Here is a 19,885-nt window from a genome sequence, read left to right as displayed (position 1 = left end):
CAGGAGGGCACATGGTGCAATCGATTATTGAAACGAACAAACTGAACTTATTTTACGGTACCTTTCAGGCACTGAAAGATGTGTCAATTGAAATTCCGGAACGCGCCATTACGGCATTTATCGGTCCATCCGGCTGTGGCAAATCTACCTTGTTGCGCACGCTGAACCGTATGAATGACCGGATACCCGGCACACGAATTGAGGGAACCGTAGCTGTTGGTGGAACCGATATCTACAGTGGTGATGTACATGTAGAGACACTGCGCAAGAAGATCGGTATGGTCTTCCAGTCACCCAATCCTTTTCCGAAATCCATCTATGACAACATTGCTTTTGGACCGAGACAGCACGGGATTCATGGCAAAAAAAAGCTCGATGAGATCGTTGAACACAGTCTGCGTTCCGCCGCTCTCTGGGACGAAGTCAAGGACAACCTGAAGCGCTCAGCGCTTAGTTTGTCAGGTGGACAGCAACAGCGTCTATGCATCGCTCGTGCTTTAGCGGTCGAACCGGATATTCTGTTGATGGATGAAGCGACGGCCTCTCTTGATCCGGTCTCCACCTTCAAGATTGAGGAACTGACACATGAGCTGAAGCAACGTTACACCATCGTGATGGTTACCCATAACATGCAGCAAGCCGCACGTGTTTCCCAGCAGACGGTGTTTTTCCTGAACGGTGAAGTTGTCGAGTATTCGCCTACGAAGAGCATGTTCTCCGAACCCGTCGATGCGCGCACACAGGATTATATCAGCGGTCGATTTGGGTGAGGTAGTGCTGTTTATGTAATAGATGAGAGTCTTTCAGATGTGGTCTGAAAGGCTCTTTTGTGATTTACATTTTCCAGGGGAGACGAGGGTACTTGTAACGAAAAATGATATCATTCTCATGTTTAACATAAATCCATGGAGGCGGGATGGGTGTGCCGAACGCTTTGTATAAAGTTGTTCCGTCATCACTTGTTGCATATGGCTCTATGCTGTCCAGAATGTCCTCCGTACGCATTCTTCCTTGATAAGACAAGGTTTGCCCCTGCGTGCGAATATGAGGTGCGCCCGAAATGAATCGATAGGTTGCATTGATCAAGCCCACCTTCTGGGAAGACAACATCATGAATTCGCTCAGGAGTAGTATGCTTATGAAAAGCATGAAAATTCCGCTCGTAATCCAGCGTTTTTTCTTCATTTGCAGACCTCCAGTATGATTATGATAGAATAAATAAACAGGGAAGACGAAACAGTAGGGGACTGAATGAAACATGAATAAAACGGAGCGACAACTTGCCATCACGCTGGAACTACAACGAACCAAGTTGATAAGGGCGGAGGATTTGGCTGCTCAGTTTGAGACCAGTGTGCGTACAATCTATCGGGATATCCAAGCATTAAGCGAGGCTGGCGTACCCATTGCAGGTGCCCCAGGTCATGGATATTCCCTGATGGAAGGCTACTTTCTTCCCCCGGTTAGTTTTACCGCGGAGGAAGCCGTGTCGCTGCTCATGGGAGCGAAGTTTATCGAACAGAGATGGGATACCGCCTATGGTATTCAAGCAAAATCTGCACAGCGCAAGATTGAAGCCATTTTACCGGAAGCCATTCGTAAGCAGTCCTCGCGTGTACAAGAAACGATGCGCGTGCTTCATCCGATGGGAACTGATACAACTGGCATGGTGAGAAGCTATCTTAACGATATACGTAACGCGATTCTGGAGCAACGCAAAATCAGCTTGATGTATTCGAAAAAAATGCCGGGATCAGACGGAAAACGCTCGAATCAGCGTGTCGTGTCTCCCTACGGACTCACCTTGGTGCGGGAAAACTGGGTGTTGATCGGCAGGTGTGATTTGCGGCAAGACATTCGTCATTTTCGTTTATCACGGATGTCGGAGCTTTCTGTTCTGGAAGAGAAATTTAGTCTGCCGCCAGATTTTGATCTGAATCGGTACCAGCCACCGGATGATCGAAGTGAGCATGTAATTGTCCGTGCAAAATCAGAAGTTGCTGACAAAATGATGGAGACCCTTCATTTTTATATCGATCACGTGGAAGGTATTCATTTCCACTTTCGTGTCCGCTATCCTGAGGAAATTCTGCCTCACCTGCTTGGTTTGGGTGGAGATATCGAAGTGCTGGAGCCGGAGTCTCTGCGTGCCCGTATGCGGGAGGTGGCGACAAATATCTTGAAGCACTACTGACATACTCTTGTCAGTAGTGCTTTTTTATACTGGGAATTAATCAAGATGAAGAGGAGCTGTATGCAGGATGACAAGCACAAATGAAATATTAAATTCTTTCGAGACTGCAGTAGAGAGGTATGTAGCAGAATTAAATCTTTTGAGTATGGATGAGTTACTGGAAAAAGAGAATGAAGAGGAATGGTCCATCGGGCAGATGTACATGCATTTGATTCAATCTGCGCTGTTCATGCAGCTGCGTAACATTGACCATTGTTTGACTAATAATGAGCACACCGTACATTCAGATGAGGTAAAAACAGAGCTGGGCAGTCAGGTATTCGAGGCAGAGCAATTCCCTCCTGTTCGGGTTAAAGTACCCGCTTCGCCGCAATATACACCATTGCAACCCGAAAGTAAGGAACAACTGGCTCAAGGACTTCAGCAGGTTGTAGATCGGATGCGAAGTACAGCTACTGTTCTTGCTCTAGAAGAAGCGGCCACAGGCTCTAAAGTGCTTCACCCCCGTCTTGGAGCGTTAAACGCACAAGAGTGGTTCCATTTGATCGAGATGCACTACAAACATCATTTTTTACAGCTGGATCGGTTGAAAATGAATCTGGTAAGTGATTAGCGTAAGGGACGGCACTTACACATCTACAAATGAGAGATATACCACACAACACGTAGAAATTTTCCGAGACAAGAAGAGTTGAAAATTGAATAAACAATTGTACGTAACACAGAGCCTATAGACCGTTTATAGGTTCTTCTTTTCGTATGAAACAATAAAAGCTTTCTATAGTTATAACGTATTCTTGGGAAGAAGCATCCAGGTTAACCCGCTAGGTTTATATTGAAGGCAAGAAGCCAATACAGGTTGGATAAGCGCTTCTGAAGTAGTGCTGTGTAATCTCTTGAAAAACCGCACAAACAAACCGATAAATAAAGGTAAAATAGGATAAAAGATAGTCGGTACAAAATGAGTTAAATTAGATTGGATTGAATAAAGCACCACTAAATTGGTTGAGAGGAAGATTCCTGTGACTACGCACAATACCAATCCCAAAGTAGATGCATATCTAAGCAAAATCAAAACGTGGAAGGAAGAATCGTTAAAGCTGAGAGAGATCATCCTAGACTGTGATCTGACCGAAGATTACAAATGGATGCATCCGTGCTACACGGTAAATGGGAAAAACGTCGTACTGATTCATGGCTTCAAGGAGTATTGTGCGATCATGTTTCTCAAAGGCTCTCTGCTCAAAGACCCCCATGGTATTCTGATTCAGCAAACGAATAATGTGCAGGGAGGTCGCCAGATTCGTTTCACCAATCTGGAGCAGATTATCAAACAGGAAGAGATTCTGAAAGCTTACATCCGTGAAGCGATCGAAGTGGAACAAGCGGGTCTAAAAATAGAAAAAAAGGAAGTAGAGCAATTCGCGGTTCCCGAGGAACTTCAGCAGCAATTCGATGCGAACCCTGCATTCCAGGCAGCATTTGAAGCGCTAACCCCTGGCCGCCAGCGGGCGTATCTGTATCACTTTTCACAGCCAAAACAATCTAAGACCAAGACATCTCGCATCGAAAAATGTATGCAACCTATTATGGAGGGAAAAGGATTGAATGACTGATGCGTAAGTAAGTGCGTCTATGCTCCCGAGTACTCAAAACGATCTGGAACTACAAAATAAGTCTGAGGTTTTTTAGGGCGAACAAATATATAAGGCACAAAGGCACCTGTTTAATTAAGGTGCCTTTGTATTATATTCGTCGATATTGACCGGAATAAATGCTTTGAATATCGTTTTTCTCAGAGAATGATTGATTTGTTCTGCTTTTAATTCTAGGTTTAGATTTGTAATGTCCTGATCTATAAAATATTCTTTCGGAATGTCGATGCGGAATTCGTAGGTTATGGTGTCTGCTGTTTCTGATATTGTTTTTTGTTCTTCCAATGAAGCGATTTTTTGAATGGATGCAGGTACTGAAAATTGAATGTCTGCTCCTTCAACTTTTGTGAACTCAATGGTGTAGACTAAAGAACCCTTAGCTTGTTTATAATGCTTACTGCGAATGAAGGCTTCCTTAGTATTTGGAATGGTGTCATCCGAAGTTTTTCCTTCGTAATAGTAGTCCCCTACAGGGATTTCGATATGGTTATTGTGTGCATCGGTCAATGTTACCGTATCAAAATGATTAATACGTTTATTCGCTTGTAAAATAAGAATATGTTTATCTTGAAGTTGAATACTCTCTTGATTAGGGATTTCAGCTACAAGGTTTCCGTCAGAAAATAGTTCTATCTTAGAAATGTCAATAAAATCTACAGCATAAGGCAAGTATATTTTGAACTCTTTAGTTTGAAAAAAATAACTTTCTTCTTTAGGAACAGTATTTTCAAGTAGTGCTATTTTTTCATTATACTCGTTAGGTAATTCCTCAGACTTTTTCGTAGATGTCTCCAGAGTTGTAGGAGAAGGATCTTGGACACAGCCTGATAATAAAATTAAAATGGAACAACTAATTAAAATTTTTCGCATTATTCCTCCGATCTAAGGAAGGGCGGCTGAACCGCCCTAATTATATGTTTTAATTTATTGGATTGGACCAGAGCCAGGTTTCAAAACCTCTATAGTCGAATGTTGATGCATTATATTGTGTATCCCAGATAATTCCGACGTCTGTGTAACGATAATCCTCTTGTGTTACTTTAATAGCACTTTTTTGTTCATACACCCAGCCGGCTGGAATTGTATATGTTTCGACCAATGATTTTTCAAATTTTTGCCCAATTGCTCCTGCTAATTTAAATCCAACGACATCTTTAAAACCAAAGCTTGTCTCACCACTTACTGAAATTGTGAATTCGGACTTTGTTGAGAGCGTTCTTTTAACAGCGCCGGCTGCAACATTGTTGTAGCGATCTCTGTCGTAGCTAGTGTAGAAGTTAGCTTCAGCTACTTTGGTCCAAGAATTTCTTCCCATTGTTCCAATGTCACCTGAGTTAGGAATAGTAACTGGCTTTAAATTTTTTCTGAAATTATCTTTCAGATCTTTCTCAGTAAGTAATTGTACTCCATCAATGAAAAGTTTTCCATCTTTATACTCTTCAATTGGTGCCCGATTGTTAACAGTCGTTTCTGAATCGGATGCAAGAACAGGAATAGCTAAAGACAAAGATAGCACTGTAACTAAGCTTAAAACCTTTAAACTCTTTTTCAACAACAAAATGATTACCTCCTAAAATATGTATTGGTTACAAAGGTAATTATATACAATTATATAAATATTTTATATGGTTCTAAAGTACTTTATTTACATATAATTCAAATTAATAAAATTGAATTTTTAATATTGTTCCGCATAAAATTAACTGAAGATTGATCGTGGAGACTAAGCTCATCACTGTACACAGACAATGATAAGCATTTGTTTTAGTTATTAATATATCTATAAATAGTATTAATAACTTTTAGGAGGAGGGTTAAAACGTATAATTCAACATTTTACTCTGACTTTGCCATAACTCTACCTCACCACACAGCATTCAGAACCTCATCTACCTCTTTGATGTGTGTAACGGATGGGTTCTGGATCAGATGACCTTTGACCATAACCATCGACGTGTTGGATAAGGCTTCGATCTGTTCTAGCGGATTTTGTTCCAGAACAATCAAGTCGGCCTGTTTGCCGATATCCAACGTACCTGTTACATCGTCGATCCCGAGAATTTTAGCATTGTTGCGAGTGACCATGTCGATGACCTCTTTATTGGTCAGATAGGTCTGTCTCATATAGTGATCCAACTCTCTCCACATATCATAGTGGGTAACGTAGGACATGGCTGCATCGTTTCCGATTCCAATCGTGATGCCGTTGTCGATGGCCTGTTGCACCCCTTTGAGCATGGAGTCGTAGACGAGTCTGGCATTTTCTTTGACCGTCGCACTTAACTTGGTCACACTTGGATCGAGCGAAGCGGATGGATAAGCGGCTTGCAGGGTAGGGATCACTGCGGTGTAACCGTGAAGGGCCTTGGGGTTATTTTTATACAACTGAATAATCTCGTCATCCATCTCAGCCCCATGTTCAATCGTATCTACTCCCCCTTGAAGCGCAACGCGCACACCTTCCGTGCTCTCCACATGAGCGGCAACCTTCATCCCAATCTTGTGCGCTTCATCGCAGACCGCCGCGACCTCGTCCACCGTCATCTGCAGACGCCCAGCTTCGCCAACCATCTTGGCATCCGTTACTCCGCCTGTCACACAGATTTTGATCCAGTCCACACCGTTCTTCACATTAATCCGGGTATTCTTGCGCATCTCCCAAGGTGAGTCACCCTCCAGCGCCAAGTAAGGAGCCCCATGTCCACCCGTCACACTCAGGAAAAATCCCGAAACAAGCAGATTCGGACCGACCCACTCTCCGCGGTTAATCTCATCCCGCAGCTGCACATCGGTATAAAAGAATTCACCGACACTACGCATTGTCGTTACACCCGCATGGAGTGCGGTAAGAGCGTTGCGTTTCATACGTTTCTTCAAAATATATCGACCGAATCGAGTGTTCAAAATCCGATGATAGGCAAAATCCAGCAATCCTTCATTGACGGAGAGAGTGAGTGGTTTACCATTGGCAAACAGATGCACATGTGCATTAATCAGCCCAGGCATCACATATTTTCCGGTAAGGTCGATTATTGTATAGTGACCGGGGATGTTCAGTTCCTGATCTGGGGCGATGTTCTCGATACGCCCTTGTTCGTTGACGAGAATCGTCATGTTTGGTTGCAAATTGCGGCTTTCGTCGCCGTGGATCAGGTTGACATTTTTCAAAGCGTAAGCGATGTTCATGGTGTGTTCCTCCTTGGGTGTGGGTGGTGTCACATGATGTTAGATGTTGAATCAGTTGAGTGATACGGTTCTGTGCTATTTGCTTTCTCTGTGCAAAGTATTCTTGTGGTCTAAAAGTGAATTTATAATTCATTTTTGGGTTAAAAAAATAGATCGACTTGCCTATGCTTATTTTTTGCGTGCAAATCAGGGAAAGTACAACTGATCTGCACGCTGTGCAACGCGTAGTGATCTATGGTAAAAGTGGACTTTTGCTTTGTAGCGATCAAGCATTATTCCTTATTCGTTCAAGCTCTTCATGCCGTATAGTCGGTATACATACAACGCTTCAAAGATTTGCTTGCGGCTGTCCTCGCTCATGTCTCGTTTCAATAAATCCAGATTCATGTCGATGACGTTATGTGCCAGAATGTTCAGCAGAATCAGGTTCTCCTCGGTGCCGATCTCATAATGTTTATATTGATTTTTGAGATAGGCCTTCTTCGTGTCGATCATCAGCTCAACCAGCTCGTTCTTGGCGTTGGTGTAGATCGTACCTTTATTCTTTTCAAAAATAATGACAATCTGATTCCGATACTTCCGCAACACATCTATCTGTTCCTGCATGAGGACGGAACGCTGCTCACTGTTCGTTTCCTCAAACGCGTTCTGGTTATCAAAATGAATCGTCTCCACCAGTACCTTTTTCAGATAATCCACCAAATCCGGCGGAACAACGGCGTAGAATAGCTCCTTCTTGTTCTTGAAATAGGTATAGATATTGCCGACCGATATATTGATTTCATTCGCAATATCGTTCATCTTGGCATCCGCATATCCCTTCTCAAAAAAGACTTTGAGCGCCGCATATTCAATCTCTTTCCTGACTTCATCTTTCTTGGCCTGCACCATCGGGAACGACTCCTTAATAGTGAATGAGTGATTCGTTATTAGAATAGACCTTTTTGGAGGGGGTGTCAAATTAGAAGAAGTGATCTGTGGCAAATGAATTTTATAAGCGCTGTTACCTTACAAGCCTTTAATGCAATGCAGTCAGGTTAAAGGTTGTGGAAACTAATATGAATTTTGTTAATTAATTCAGAGGAGCAGGCATAAAAAGTGTACAAATGACTTAGACCAAATCAGTAAACTCAGTCCGATGTATTCTATAGATGTGAAGGTAGGAGTGGTTGAGGATCAGGTGCACAAATATGCAGAGACATCAGACTGGACGTTTTCTTGGTATGTAGATGGTCGTACTAAATAGTTTAAGGAGATAAAGTGAGTAATATTTGTTACGTTGTTCAGTAAACAGATTTGAATCCAACACTTGATTAACGGATCAGAGAGTATGCCGGCACGGGCGAAGCCCGATATTGAAGCACAGTAGCCATACAAGATGAGATCATTAAAGGTTGTGGAGACAATTCTTTTCAAGCCTGATCGAATGGATTACCTGTGATGATGACGAATTGAGGTGCAATCAGTGGTGATATTGTAAAATTAAGCTTGGGCCAGCGCGTCGCAAAATCTACTTAAACTTTGGCTATGGAAGTAAGCATGTTCTCATCTAGCTGTAAAAAGGATGTTGGAGGAAAATGATCGTCTATACAGAAATATTATATATATATCAATTTTAATCGCTAATTTAAGAAGTAATTAAGAGGGGGGAGATCTTTGAGTGAAATTTTTCCGTACACAATTTTGTCAGAGAATGATTATGGCGACGAGACATTAAAAAGATTTCGATATCAGGTAGCATATACAGCACTAGTTGCAACTCAAATGTATAATGGAAAGTTGCCTTATAAAGAAATATTTTGTGAACATCATGAAAAATACTAGCTGTAAATCAAGATGACACTTGTCATGCAATTCAAATAAAAACAAAACAATTAATAAATGGACCTTTAAAAATTAAAGACCCTGCTATTATGAATAGTCTCATCAGATTTGTTAAACTTTCTAAGAAGTTCCCACAGAAATTTTCTAATTTTATTATTGTTTCGAATTGTCCTTTTCGTGATGATGATTCATCAAAAAGCCTTGTTAATTTGTTGAATCAAGTGAAAAAAGTGGAACCTGAGGAACTCTCACCGAGAGGGCTGAAAGAATGTATAAATGATTTAATTCTGGAATCAGAAGCGTCTATTGAAGAAGTAATAAGTGTTTTAAAAAATACAGAAGTTCAAATTGGTCCGTCTATGGATGATATTGATGCTAGAGTAATAAATGATCATGTAGGAAAGTTAAAAGCTTGTGAAGATCAGTCTATTGAAAGAATAAGATTAATATATCGTCTTCTTTGCGAAAAGATTTTTAGTGCTTCATCAAAACACCTTGAGAATGGATTGAAGGATTATTATTCTTTAATTGGTGGAATTGAAACATTGCAAGATGAAGAAATTAACAATAAAAGAATTACTATTGGAACTGTAGCATTTATAATTGATAATAGTCTGAAAAAGCATTCCACTATAAATTCTAAAGTATTAATGAACGATAATCCTTCTGCTGGAGCAGAAGGATTAAAAAGTTTTGAAAACTTTTCCCTCCAAAAAATTGAAGAGACTTTTTGTTATGAAAATCGTCCTAATGCAATAAATTCTAAAAATCTTATTCTTACTGATGATCCTCTTTTGTGTATTGACTTTGGAACAAGTTATACATTAGTAACTATTAAAGACATCTTCTCTAATACTTACTTTATTCCTGACATTAAAGGGAACACAGCAATTCCAACAATAATTGAAATTTTTGAGAATGGTACATATAGTGCTGGCTCTTCAGTTTCCTCTCATTACACTAATTCGTCTTTTATTGTGAAAAATATAAAAAGACTAGTCCTCTTAAATAAATATTATTCTATTGGGAATAAAAAAATTAGTATAACATCACTTATTGCTCTGTTCTTCAGATCTTTATATAGGAATGCTTACGAATATTTAGGAAGGCCAGTCTCAAAGATCCTATTATCAATTCCTACTGATTTTGGAGTAACTGAAAAAGAAATTATTGAGAAAGGAGCTGAAAGAGCTGGTTTCACTATCTCACGTTCAATTCAAGAAGCTTCCTCAACGGCTCTGTTGATTTCAAGTTTTGAACAAGCTAAAAGTATTCAAATTAATATAGACTTGGGCGGAGGGACCTTAGATATATCAATATCAGAAGTTGGGGACGGACTTTGTGAGATATTGTATACTCTGGGGAATAAAAGCCTCGGAAGCATTGATTTTGATTTTGCTATTAGAAAATATATTCAAAACGAAATTGAAAATAAGTATGGATTAAGTTCGATAATGATGTCAGATTCTTTGTGCACTCAAATAGAGAAAGAGTCAGAGAGAATTAAAATTATGCTTAATTCTCAAGAAACCGTCTCTTTAATTTTTGAGTGTTTAAATGGCACGAACGGAAATGTTATTTATTATGACTTAGAAATCACAAAGGATAAATTTATTGAAATTACAGAATATCCTATTCAGCAGATAAAAGAAATGCTCTTGAAATTAAAAGTAATCCTTAGCCAAGATAATTTTCACCTCAGAGATAAATCAATATATTTAACAGGTCAAGGTACAAAACTTTTTTTGATTAAAAATCTGATCAAAGAGATGTTTCCTAAATATAGTATAATTGATAAATATGAAGAAAGTGCAGTTGCACTAGGCCTTTCTATTCAATCAGGTATCATGTGTGGAGTTACAAAGGGCAAGATACTTCTGGATAACTCTCATATTTACATGGATGTACTTTGTAATAGATATGAAAAGGAAAATGATACAATTTATTTTTCCGCTGAGAACAATTTTTATTTTAATATTCTTTCACCTATTAAGGAGTCAAAGGACGGGCAACAATCACGGAGTATTCCTGATACTAATTTCTCAAAAATAAGTTTCGATAGTATAGATGGGAAAGCATTTGAGATTTCGTTCTTTGAAACTAACCCTAATGACGGAAGAAAAAATTATCTTAAATCTCTTTTTTTTAATCCGGAAATTATGAATATTTACTATATCAAAACTCATATTGATAATGGAGGTAATATAGATATGATAATATGTACAGAAGATGAAATGAATGCGTTTAAGCAAATGGAATCAGCTCAATTTAAAGCATTCTTATCAAATATATCCTTAAAATAATCATATCTTAAATGACTGATGTGAATAAAAATAAAGTTCGTACTAAATTTGATTCTGATATTAGAGCGGAAAGTATTATAGATAGATTTGATTCTATATTTTTCATGTGGAATTCATACAATTGCCTAGCTGGTACTTCATTACGTACCACATCTTTTCCGAAGTTATGTTACCCTCTCCTTAAAAGGAGTGGTGACATGACAAGTACCCACAGCAATGATCTGGCTTCGCAGTACGCACAACTCGTAAAGCAGGAAGACGATTACGTCGATCAACTGGTCACGTGTAACAAACTCATCCTGGATGCCATGGACATTATCGCGAAGCGGGCAGGGGTGTTGCATATGGACACGGTAAAACAGGCTGCGTATCACCTTCACGCGATGGAACAGGATTTGAACCGCAAGTTATTTGAAGTCAGGCTGGAGAAGAGCATCTTGGCCCATCACATGAGCCAGTCTACATAACCGTATGAATGAACGAAAAGGACAGTTCAGGATCATTCTAGGAATGATCTTGACTGTCCTTTTAATCTTTATAAGCGCTCCCAATTCATTCCCCCATATAAGCATCTCAATGGACGTAGGCATGGAGAATTCCATCGCAAACCGGAGTATTAACTAATCATGTTTCTTTATTGTATTCATTTTGTTTTCCAAGTTAGAAATTCTTTTTGAGAGCCCCGACACCTTACGAAATACATAGTAGATTCCGAATAAGACTACGATAAGACATATAGTTAAAACGATAAATTCCGGCCAATAGAACCAACTCATATAAATCCACCTCCTTGACACTTAAGCTAAATTTTATCATTTAGTAACAATTATGTGAAATATAATGAAATGTACAAGCTATTTCTTCTTTCTTTGTTAGCTCAATCTTGTTCCAAATAAGCATTGACTTTCCAAACCAATCCCCCTAAACTTCAATTATTAAAATACTTTTAAAAACTACCCTCCAATACTTTCTCGAATACGCGATAACCCATATACATACAAACGAAAGGAGGCACACAACCAACGATGTTACCTACATCCCACAACACCCAACAGGTCAAACGCATTAACGTTGAAATTGTGAAAAACACACTGCGGTCTATGGGTATAGGCACGAAGGCTTCCATTGCAAACCTGACCAAACTAAGCGTGGCGACATGCGGAACAATTCTGAATGAACTGCTCCAGACAGGGGAGATCATCGATCTCGGCCCGGATGAGTCGAGCGGGGGAAGGCCGGCGAGTCGATATCAATTTAATGCGGACTACGCGAGTGTGCTGTGTCTGATTATCCGTACGGAAGGCGGCATTCATTCGATCACGCATACATATGCCAACCTGAACGGAGAGATGGCAGACGAACAGACTCTTTTTTTGGATGAAATTACTGTCACGGTAGTCGAGGAACTGATTGTTGAACTGATCGCCCAACACCATAATGTGCAGGCTATCGGAATCGGGATACCAGGGGTGGCGCACAATGGTGTGATCGGTATCTGTGATGTGCCGGAGCTGATGTATCAGCCGCTGGGGTTAAGACTCAAAGAGCAATATGAAGACATCGAAGTGGTCATTGGTAACGATATGAATCTGACGGTGTACGGACTGTACAACGAACAGCAATTTGAGGAAGAGAAGAATTTTGCGGTGGTGACGTTCCCTGAAAACCATTTTCCGGGTGCAGGTTTTATTATCGATGGTCGGCCGCTTACCGGGAATACGCAATTTGGGGGTGAGGTGTCCTTTTTACCTTTCGGCGTATCACGGGATGAGCAGCTACGCATGTTGAAAACGAAAGAAGGACTTCAGGAACTCGTCGTACAGACGCTGGTCTCCATCATCGCAATCATCAACCCGGCAGCCATTGTGGTGACGGGCGACACGATGGACCCCGCGATGCGGGATGGCCTGATCCAAGGCTGCCGAGATCACCACATTCCACAGGAGCATATGCCAGAGCTGATGATTCGCCGCGACACCCGGCGTGAGTATGTTACCGGCCTGGTAGCCGTAACGCTGGAAAGCCTGACCTACCGTATTCAGGTAGTTGAGAAGCAGTGGTAAAGGATCAGAACGTTGATCAGAAGAAGGAGCTCTCTTCGGATGAATGGATGAATGAATTGTATAACTCTTTTATATAAAATGAACAATTTCATTAAACATGTAACGGAGAGGACAGAAAAAACCTGGAGAAGCGGAGCTAAAAGCTTTCTGCAAGAAAGCTACATCGGAAGCATAGTCTGCGCCTTTATCACCGGATTTTCCCTTTTGGAGAAGGGAATCCAAAAAATCTGGGGATAACAGCGATTGGAAGGTTATTCTGTCATCGGAGTGGTCAGGTTAATGACCCTTGTTTCAACTTATATGGACACAATGGAGGAACTTATTTTGAATCAGCAAGCAGGTACACAAGGCAACAAACGAAAGTTTAACAAGCTGTACGCCATGCAACTGGCAACGATCTTTCTTGGATTTATCGTATTTGGCATCTCGGAAAATATTAAAGGCCCAGCCATTCCGCGCATTCAGTTTGACTTCAATCTGGATGAGAAACAGCTCGGCACGTTGTTGTCCTTGAACGCTCTTGGATACCTGATCGCCTGCTCGTTTACGGCTATACTGGTTCGCAAATGGGGCATCAAGGCGGTCAGCATCATTTCGTTTGCCTCGATGATTCTGTCGGGCGTCTTCATTTATGTATCGCATACGTATCCGCTCTTTGCGTCATCGTACTTCTTTATGTACATCGGCAACGGGATGCTGGAGATTGCGCTGGCGATTCTCGGGGCGCGGATTTTCGTGAAAAATACAGGCACGATGATGAACCTGTCCCATTTCTTCTACGGGCTGAGTTCAACGGTGGCGCCGTTGCTGGCGACAGGCGTGATGTCGCTGACGGTATTTGGTCACCTGCTGGACTGGCGCGGCATGTATCTGGTGATGTTGTCTCTCTGTCTGTTGCCAATCATTGCGGCACTGCGTAGTACATTTCCGGGAGATGATCTTGCCCATGAGGATCGAACCTCACTCAAGACATTAACACGTGATCCGGCCCTGTGGCTGATGGTGCTTATTCTTTCTTTTGGCGTAGTATCGGAACTGGCGGTTGGAGGTTGGCTTGTTAACTTTCTGGAGAAAGCCTACACGTGGGATACAGTCAAAGCCTCCGGTCTATTGTCTGCATTCTTCCTTACGTTCTCGCTTGGACGTTTGCTGCTTGGGCCGTTGACGGATCGCATCGGATTTGTACTCTCTTTGATCTTGTTCTCGGCTTTCTCGGCGGTGTGTACATTTGTCGCGCTTGCAGGAGGAGAGAGTCTGGCGATCTTCTTCGCGATATCGGGCGCAGGCATTGCGATGATCTATCCAACGGTGATGGCCTTTATCGCCCGCAGATATCCGAACGGCAGTGATACGGCGATTACGTTCACGGTTACGCTCATGGGGGTGGGCAGTGTCATCGGCAACTATGTAATAGGTTGGGTCATTGAAGGCGTGAAAAACATGTACGGTGCCACTACTCAGCTTGGCTTGCTGCGCGGACTTCAGGCGGGATATGGATTTATTGGATTGTGTGCGGTCATTTGCGCAGCATCTGGCGTAGTGTTGTACGTGTATTTAAAAAGAAAGCAGGAACTAATTTAGTTCTTCACAGTCGAGCCAACAACAAAACTCTTTCCACTTAAATATGGAGTGGGGGGAGTTTTTTTGTTGTCGTAAAATAGCATAATTTGTCTTATTTAAAAGAACATTTTGGAAATTTTATATTGTTATATGTCGAATTACATATTATGATGGATGGGTCTTTTGATTCAATAATATACAAAAATCAGGAGAAAAGACTTAAGTGATAATAGGAGGCATTATGGATATTTCAAAAAAACTGGGCGTAACAGCTATAGCAACGATAGCGCTTACGCTAAGCACAGCCGTGCATTCGAGCGCTTCGGCAGCATCCTCTCTTCCATTCAAAGATGTTGAACAGGCTTCGCCTTGGGCTAAGGCGGTTATACTTGAAGCTCAAGAAAAAAAATTCATGAGTGGAGACCCTAAAGGGTACTTTCATCCCCTACAGCAGGTTACTCGTCAAGAGGCAGCCGTTTCACTTGCCAAGCTTATGGGTCTTGAACTGAATGATCAAGCAACTTCTAAGTTTTCAGATGTGACTGCCGATTCATGGAGTGCAAGTGCGATTGAAGCCGTGCAAAAAGCCGGATGGATGAACGGAGATCCGAGCGGCATGTTTCGTCCTCAAGCTGTCGTTACACGGGAAGAATTAGCTTCCATATTGGCTAGAGCAACCCAAGCAGATCCAACGCAAGCTCAGGTTGAAGAGCTATCGAAGATTAAAGATCATGAGCAAATATCAACGTGGGCTAAAAAATCGGTAACATCTGTTGTCTCGTCCGGTCTGATGACAGGCAATAACGGCAGCTTTCATCCTCAGCAGCCTGTGCTCCGACAAGAATTAGCCGCTATTCTAGTCCGAATGGATTCCACGGCGGCAAACAGCAAACTGCAAACCATCCAGAAAGTAGAAAACGGTACAGTTACGATTGGAAATAAGCAATACGGGGTAGCCGAAGCATTAAAACCGCTATTCGAGGCGAAAAATGCAGAAGTACTTGCTAACGCAGGAATCAGAGTTACAACGGTAGATGGGCAGATCATCAAAGTATTAGAGCTCAAACTGGTTACGCCAGGTCGGGCAGCAGAAACGGGGAAAAGTGAGTTCTCAGGGAACGTCGTACTCGATGGTGGACAAGCGGTTATAGCGGGTAACGTAAGAGCTGCAGCAGACTACATAACGATCAGGAACCTCGACATCAGCGGTGATCTGGAAATTTCAAAAGAACTTGAGAATGATTTTTACGCGGAGAAAGTTAAAGTTAAAGGTACAACTTACGTAAAGGGTGGAGATGACAACACGGTTGTATTCGACCAATCCTCTCTTCAAGGAATGAATATTAGTAAGGAAGATGTTCGAGTTGAATCCGTGAATAAAACGGTCGTTACAGAGGTTCATATTGACTCCAAGCTTGCGGGGTTGTGGGGAGATGAATCCATCACATACGAAACGGTGACCGTAGGAGCAGGGGTTCAAAACGCTTCATTGTATGCGCACATCCGTAACCTGGAGGTAAACGCGGGTCGTGAGGCAACAAGCATCTCTGGAACGGGCCGTATCGATTCGTTGACCATTCAAGGTGCTGGAACAATTACCCTACAGGGTACCGGGGTTATTGGATCTGTAACGATTACAGATCGTGCAATCCAAGTATCCATTCCAGCGAATGCTTCCATTCAACGTTTAGTTCTGCCAGAGGGAGTATCGCCGGAAAGAGTCATTGCAAACTACGATAAGGTGAAAACCCAAATTGCTTCGATTAATGGTGTAAGCAATCCGACATTTGTACAACCAAGCTCTGGAGGAAGCAATTCTTCCACTAGTGGAGGCAGTACGGGGAATTCAGGAGGAGGGGCGCCTTCCAATCCGGGTACACCATCAACTCCTGCGAATCCAGATCCGACATCATGGTATCCGTATACGTACAAGAGTTATCAGGACCGTACAGAAAATGCAGCTGTTGGTCTGATGACCACAAATAAATCAGGTACAGTTTATTACATGGCTGTTCGTGCCGATGATCGTGTACGTCCTACAGCGGAACAAGTGAAGAATGGATCACTTCCTGATAACTTGCCTTCAACCCATGGCATGTTTTCGGTGACAGCGAATCAACCTGTGACGTACAAAGTAGAAGGACTTGAGCCATCCAAAACCTATCATATCTATACCATTTTCAAAAATGGAGAGACGGGTCAGGAAACACAGCCGATGTTTATTCATTCGATTATGAATTATCGTGCCAATGACAGCGATGTCCTTCCATACGATAAATCGAACCTGAGCCAGATTAGGATTCAGTTTACGGGTGTACTCACACCTCCAGCAACAACCACGACTAACCCGGCTGCGATCTTTAAGGATGGCCGCCTGCGGAACTATGGATATGGATTTATTGAGATCAAATCGATCCATTGGGATCTAACCATTCCGGAAATGCCTATTCTTAATGTAAATTTTGACCCGGTAACATTGGGAGACGGGACGTCTTATTCTTTCGATTGGACTTATGTTAAAAATGCGTTGACTATTAAAGATTCAGATGGAAGTGGTTCCCGTTCGTTCGGGGGACATGGCAGTTACTCGGGGCCAAATGTTGTCTCGTTGATTACGAAGCAATTATCCATCGAAACGGGCAATCGAATCGATCCAACCAAGGGTGAAGATGTCCTGCATATCCTTGGAGCCTACCCTTCTGAATTGAAAAGGGAACTGGGTTTAATTGAATTTAACGGACAGCATTATCAGAAGGCTTTGGCAGAAAAAGCTGGCCAGTACAGCTCATTCAGTGATGTTAAACAGATTATTGAGACGACTAACCAGCAGTACCCTGCACCGTCCAATACCGAAGCTAGTGTGATCCATAACTTCAATTATGCCGGAACGAACGCCATCACGGAATCTTATCTGATAAGGTATGCGGATATACTCCATATTGATGCAGCGCGATACAGCAGCATGAATCAGGCAGCTCGAACCGAAATTGCTAAAATGATCCTAAGTGAGCGCAGTCTCTTACCGGAAAACAAATTTATAAGCATTGAACAAATTCGTCATGCTTACGAGTTGGCCTACACCAAATCGTCCTCTATGCCCTTATCTCTTTCTTTTGTTGATACGGATAAAGCTGCAGGAACGATTGGAGGGGAAATTAATTGGACACCAGGCACAGATGATACTGCAGTCGTTTCCTATCAGCTGATGTGGGGGAATACGGGAGGAAGCCTGGCTACAATCAAGACATTGGATAAGTCAGACGGAAACAGCTTTACGCTGCCCCAAGGGACGTCTATTCCTGATGGAGCAACACATTTGCTGATTCAAGCTGTGCTGCAAGATGGAACTCATACAGCGCCGATCTCTATTGCGATCAAAGATACACTGCCTTCTGCTCCTGAGCAACCAACGGTCACTGAAGATGATAAACGAAATATATTGGTCGGAGCCAATGCAAGTATGGAATTTTCACTTGATAACGGACAAAATTGGATTACGTATGATGAAGCCAATCCACCGGTTTTTCCAGGAGAAGTATTCGTGCGAGTGCGTGTGAAAGCTGATCCGGACAATCAAGTTCCGGCAGGTAAGTCCATTACGGTTACTTTTGGAGATAATGTGAAAATGTATGTTGGTCACAATGATGCCGACAATATGTTTGAGGCAAATTATATGTCCTCTGCAATGGAATATTCAGTCGATGCTGGCCTGACGTGGACTACTTACAATGTAGAGAACCCACAACAATTTCCAGGGGATCTCACCGTTCTTGTTCGTGAGAAAGGTGGTCGATATCTGGATGCTGCTCCAGCAAAAGAGTTTAAATTCACATCCAAAGTTCATGTGATGAGTTTGAACAATTCAATATCCACATCTTTGCCGACGCTGGAATACTCGAAGAATGATGGGGAATGGACCCCATTGCTCGTTGACCAGACCGTTTCGTTCCAAACGGGGGATTCCGTTCGGGTTCGTGAAGCGGCTCAGCCTCCTTTTCAAGCGGGAGCCATTGAGACATTTACATTTTAATAGTTCTATCCTAAGGAAGTAAGTCTTCTATGATCAAAAATATCTAAAACTCATAAAGCCCCACTGATTCTAAAAATCAGCGGGGCTTTATTTTTATCCCTTCCGTTACTTCAACAACCATTCACTTGTCTAAGCCGGTCTTTTTTTCCAACGTTTCAGCAACATGTACAGTCCAAAACCAATCAGGAAGATCATGCCTGCCGGAATGACATACGGTTTCACGACTTCGCCGACTTCTTCCCATTGAGCGCCTAGTTTGTAACCGAGGTAGACGTAAATTGATGTGATCGGAAGCATGGCCAGGAAGGTAAAAATACTGAATTTGAATACGTTCATCTTCGCCATACCGCAAGGGATGGAGATCACGGTTCGAATGCCGGGTACGAAGCGTCCATAGAAAGCGACCCCGCTGCCGTATTTTTCGAAAAACGTATCGGATGCCTCCACATGATGAGGACGAATGAGGAAATACTTGCCGTACTTCTCCACCATCGGTCTGCCGCCATAACGTCCGAGTGCATATAACGTCAATGGGCCAAATGTGCCGCCAACGGTTCCTGCCAGAATAGCTAACCACAGCTTCATATCCCCGAGATATACCCAATATCCCGCCATGGGCAGAACAAGTTCGGCAGGGACAAATTCAAAGGACAAGGCAATAACCAGTCCTGCGTATGACAAATCCTTAAAAAACAGTATGAATTGCGTAATCCACTCCGTCATGCTTTCCCTCCACGAATCTATCTATTTTTGATATAAGTAGACATTGCTCTCTTCAGAGTACCAAGGGCGAACAGCGCTTGTCAAAACTCACAGTCAAGGCAATTTATCCTTATCACCACCGTATATGTTAGCCTATACATAAGCCCAAGACAGCCCCTAGGTACATACGAACGATAACGGTCTAAGGTTTCTTATTTACGTATAATCGTTCTAGAGCCAATATGAATCTATGAGCCGAAGACGCTCTGAAAATGTTTCCAAATATAGTATGATAAGACTATCGCTAGATTTGCTAGATACAGCCTCGATTAGTTCAATAGCGATCAGACGAAGGCCAGTTAGTGTTC

Annotated in this window: 15 protein-coding genes; 9 read left to right on the top strand and 6 right to left on the bottom strand. The window is 42.1% G+C overall.

Annotated features, from left to right (window positions below; all coding sequences use genetic code 11):
- Nucleotides 1-11: 11 nt before the first annotated feature.
- Nucleotides 12-770: a phosphate ABC transporter ATP-binding protein PstB gene (gene pstB / locus FS818_RS13870; RefSeq protein ID WP_397351748.1), complete on the top strand. Its 759-nt coding sequence runs from the start codon at nucleotides 12-14 to the stop codon at nucleotides 768-770.
- A gap of 64 nt (nucleotides 771-834) precedes the next feature.
- On the opposite strand, the gene FS818_RS13865 is transcribed toward pstB, so the two are convergent.
- Nucleotides 835-1,185, bottom strand: a complete 351-nt coding sequence (locus tag FS818_RS13865) for a hypothetical protein (protein ID WP_145332569.1) — start codon at nucleotides 1,183-1,185, stop codon at nucleotides 835-837.
- 73 nt (nucleotides 1,186-1,258) lie between these two features.
- On the opposite strand from FS818_RS13865, the gene FS818_RS13860 reads away from it, so the two are divergent.
- The 3 genes from FS818_RS13860 to FS818_RS13850 all read left to right on the top strand — a co-directional run bounded on the left by FS818_RS13860 (nucleotide 1,259) and on the right by FS818_RS13850 (nucleotide 3,810).
- Entirely contained in the window at nucleotides 1,259-2,194 is a 936-nt protein-coding gene (locus FS818_RS13860; protein WP_145332566.1) for a helix-turn-helix transcriptional regulator, read from the top strand.
- Nucleotides 2,195-2,261: 67 nt separating this feature from the next.
- Nucleotides 2,262-2,807 carry a DinB family protein gene (locus tag FS818_RS13855; protein ID WP_145332563.1) on the top strand — a complete coding sequence of 182 codons (546 nt, stop codon included), beginning with the start codon at nucleotides 2,262-2,264 and terminating at the stop codon, nucleotides 2,805-2,807.
- 409 nt (nucleotides 2,808-3,216) lie between these two features.
- Nucleotides 3,217-3,810: a YdeI/OmpD-associated family protein gene (locus tag FS818_RS13850; protein WP_145332561.1), complete on the top strand. Its 594-nt coding sequence runs from the start codon at nucleotides 3,217-3,219 to the stop codon at nucleotides 3,808-3,810.
- 114 nt (nucleotides 3,811-3,924) lie between these two features.
- Here FS818_RS13850 and FS818_RS13845 read toward each other — a convergent pair whose 3' ends face one another.
- The 4 genes from FS818_RS13845 to FS818_RS13830 all read right to left on the bottom strand — a co-directional run bounded on the left by FS818_RS13845 (nucleotide 3,925) and on the right by FS818_RS13830 (nucleotide 7,926).
- A complete protein-coding gene (locus FS818_RS13845; RefSeq protein ID WP_145332560.1) occupies nucleotides 3,925-4,719 on the bottom strand; it encodes a hypothetical protein in 795 nt (264 codons plus the stop codon).
- A 49-nt stretch (nucleotides 4,720-4,768) separates the two neighbouring features.
- The gene (locus FS818_RS13840) at nucleotides 4,769-5,407 is read right to left on the bottom strand and encodes a hypothetical protein (RefSeq protein ID WP_145332559.1); all 639 of its coding nucleotides are present in this window, start codon (nucleotides 5,405-5,407) and stop codon (nucleotides 4,769-4,771) included.
- Nucleotides 5,408-5,712: 305 nt separating this feature from the next.
- Nucleotides 5,713-7,035: an amidohydrolase family protein gene (locus tag FS818_RS13835; RefSeq protein WP_145332557.1), complete on the bottom strand. Its 1,323-nt coding sequence runs from the start codon at nucleotides 7,033-7,035 to the stop codon at nucleotides 5,713-5,715.
- Nucleotides 7,036-7,314: 279 nt separating this feature from the next.
- Nucleotides 7,315-7,926: a TetR/AcrR family transcriptional regulator gene (locus tag FS818_RS13830; RefSeq protein WP_145332555.1), complete on the bottom strand. Its 612-nt coding sequence runs from the start codon at nucleotides 7,924-7,926 to the stop codon at nucleotides 7,315-7,317.
- Between the two features lie 1,154 nt (nucleotides 7,927-9,080).
- On the opposite strand from FS818_RS13830, the gene FS818_RS13820 reads away from it, so the two are divergent.
- From FS818_RS13820 to FS818_RS13795, 5 genes are all read left to right on the top strand, one after another.
- The gene (locus FS818_RS13820) at nucleotides 9,081-11,162 is read left to right on the top strand and encodes an Hsp70 family protein (protein WP_145332551.1); all 2,082 of its coding nucleotides are present in this window, start codon (nucleotides 9,081-9,083) and stop codon (nucleotides 11,160-11,162) included.
- 197 nt (nucleotides 11,163-11,359) lie between these two features.
- Nucleotides 11,360-11,629 carry a hypothetical protein gene (locus tag FS818_RS13815; RefSeq protein WP_145332549.1) on the top strand — a complete coding sequence of 90 codons (270 nt, stop codon included), beginning with the start codon at nucleotides 11,360-11,362 and terminating at the stop codon, nucleotides 11,627-11,629.
- 558 nt (nucleotides 11,630-12,187) lie between these two features.
- The gene (locus tag FS818_RS13805) at nucleotides 12,188-13,225 is read left to right on the top strand and encodes an ROK family protein (RefSeq protein ID WP_145332545.1); all 1,038 of its coding nucleotides are present in this window, start codon (nucleotides 12,188-12,190) and stop codon (nucleotides 13,223-13,225) included.
- A gap of 381 nt (nucleotides 13,226-13,606) precedes the next feature.
- On the top strand, nucleotides 13,607-14,806 hold the full coding sequence (locus FS818_RS13800) for an MFS transporter (RefSeq protein ID WP_145332900.1): 1,200 nt from the start codon (nucleotides 13,607-13,609) through the stop codon (nucleotides 14,804-14,806).
- A gap of 220 nt (nucleotides 14,807-15,026) precedes the next feature.
- Nucleotides 15,027-18,815, top strand: a complete 3,789-nt coding sequence (locus FS818_RS13795; protein ID WP_145332543.1) for a DUF4073 domain-containing protein — start codon at nucleotides 15,027-15,029, stop codon at nucleotides 18,813-18,815.
- Between the two features lie 129 nt (nucleotides 18,816-18,944).
- On the opposite strand, the gene FS818_RS13790 is transcribed toward FS818_RS13795, so the two are convergent.
- Nucleotides 18,945-19,538 carry a DedA family protein gene (locus FS818_RS13790; protein WP_145332542.1) on the bottom strand — a complete coding sequence of 198 codons (594 nt, stop codon included), beginning with the start codon at nucleotides 19,536-19,538 and terminating at the stop codon, nucleotides 18,945-18,947.
- Nucleotides 19,539-19,885: the final 347 nt, after the last annotated feature.

The organism is Paenibacillus xylanexedens (assembly GCF_007680605.1).
GTDB lineage: Bacteria > Bacillota > Bacilli > Paenibacillales > Paenibacillaceae > Paenibacillus > Paenibacillus xylanexedens_B.
Note: the sequence above shows the minus strand (reverse complement) of the source record. Positions and strands in the feature narration are given on the sequence as shown.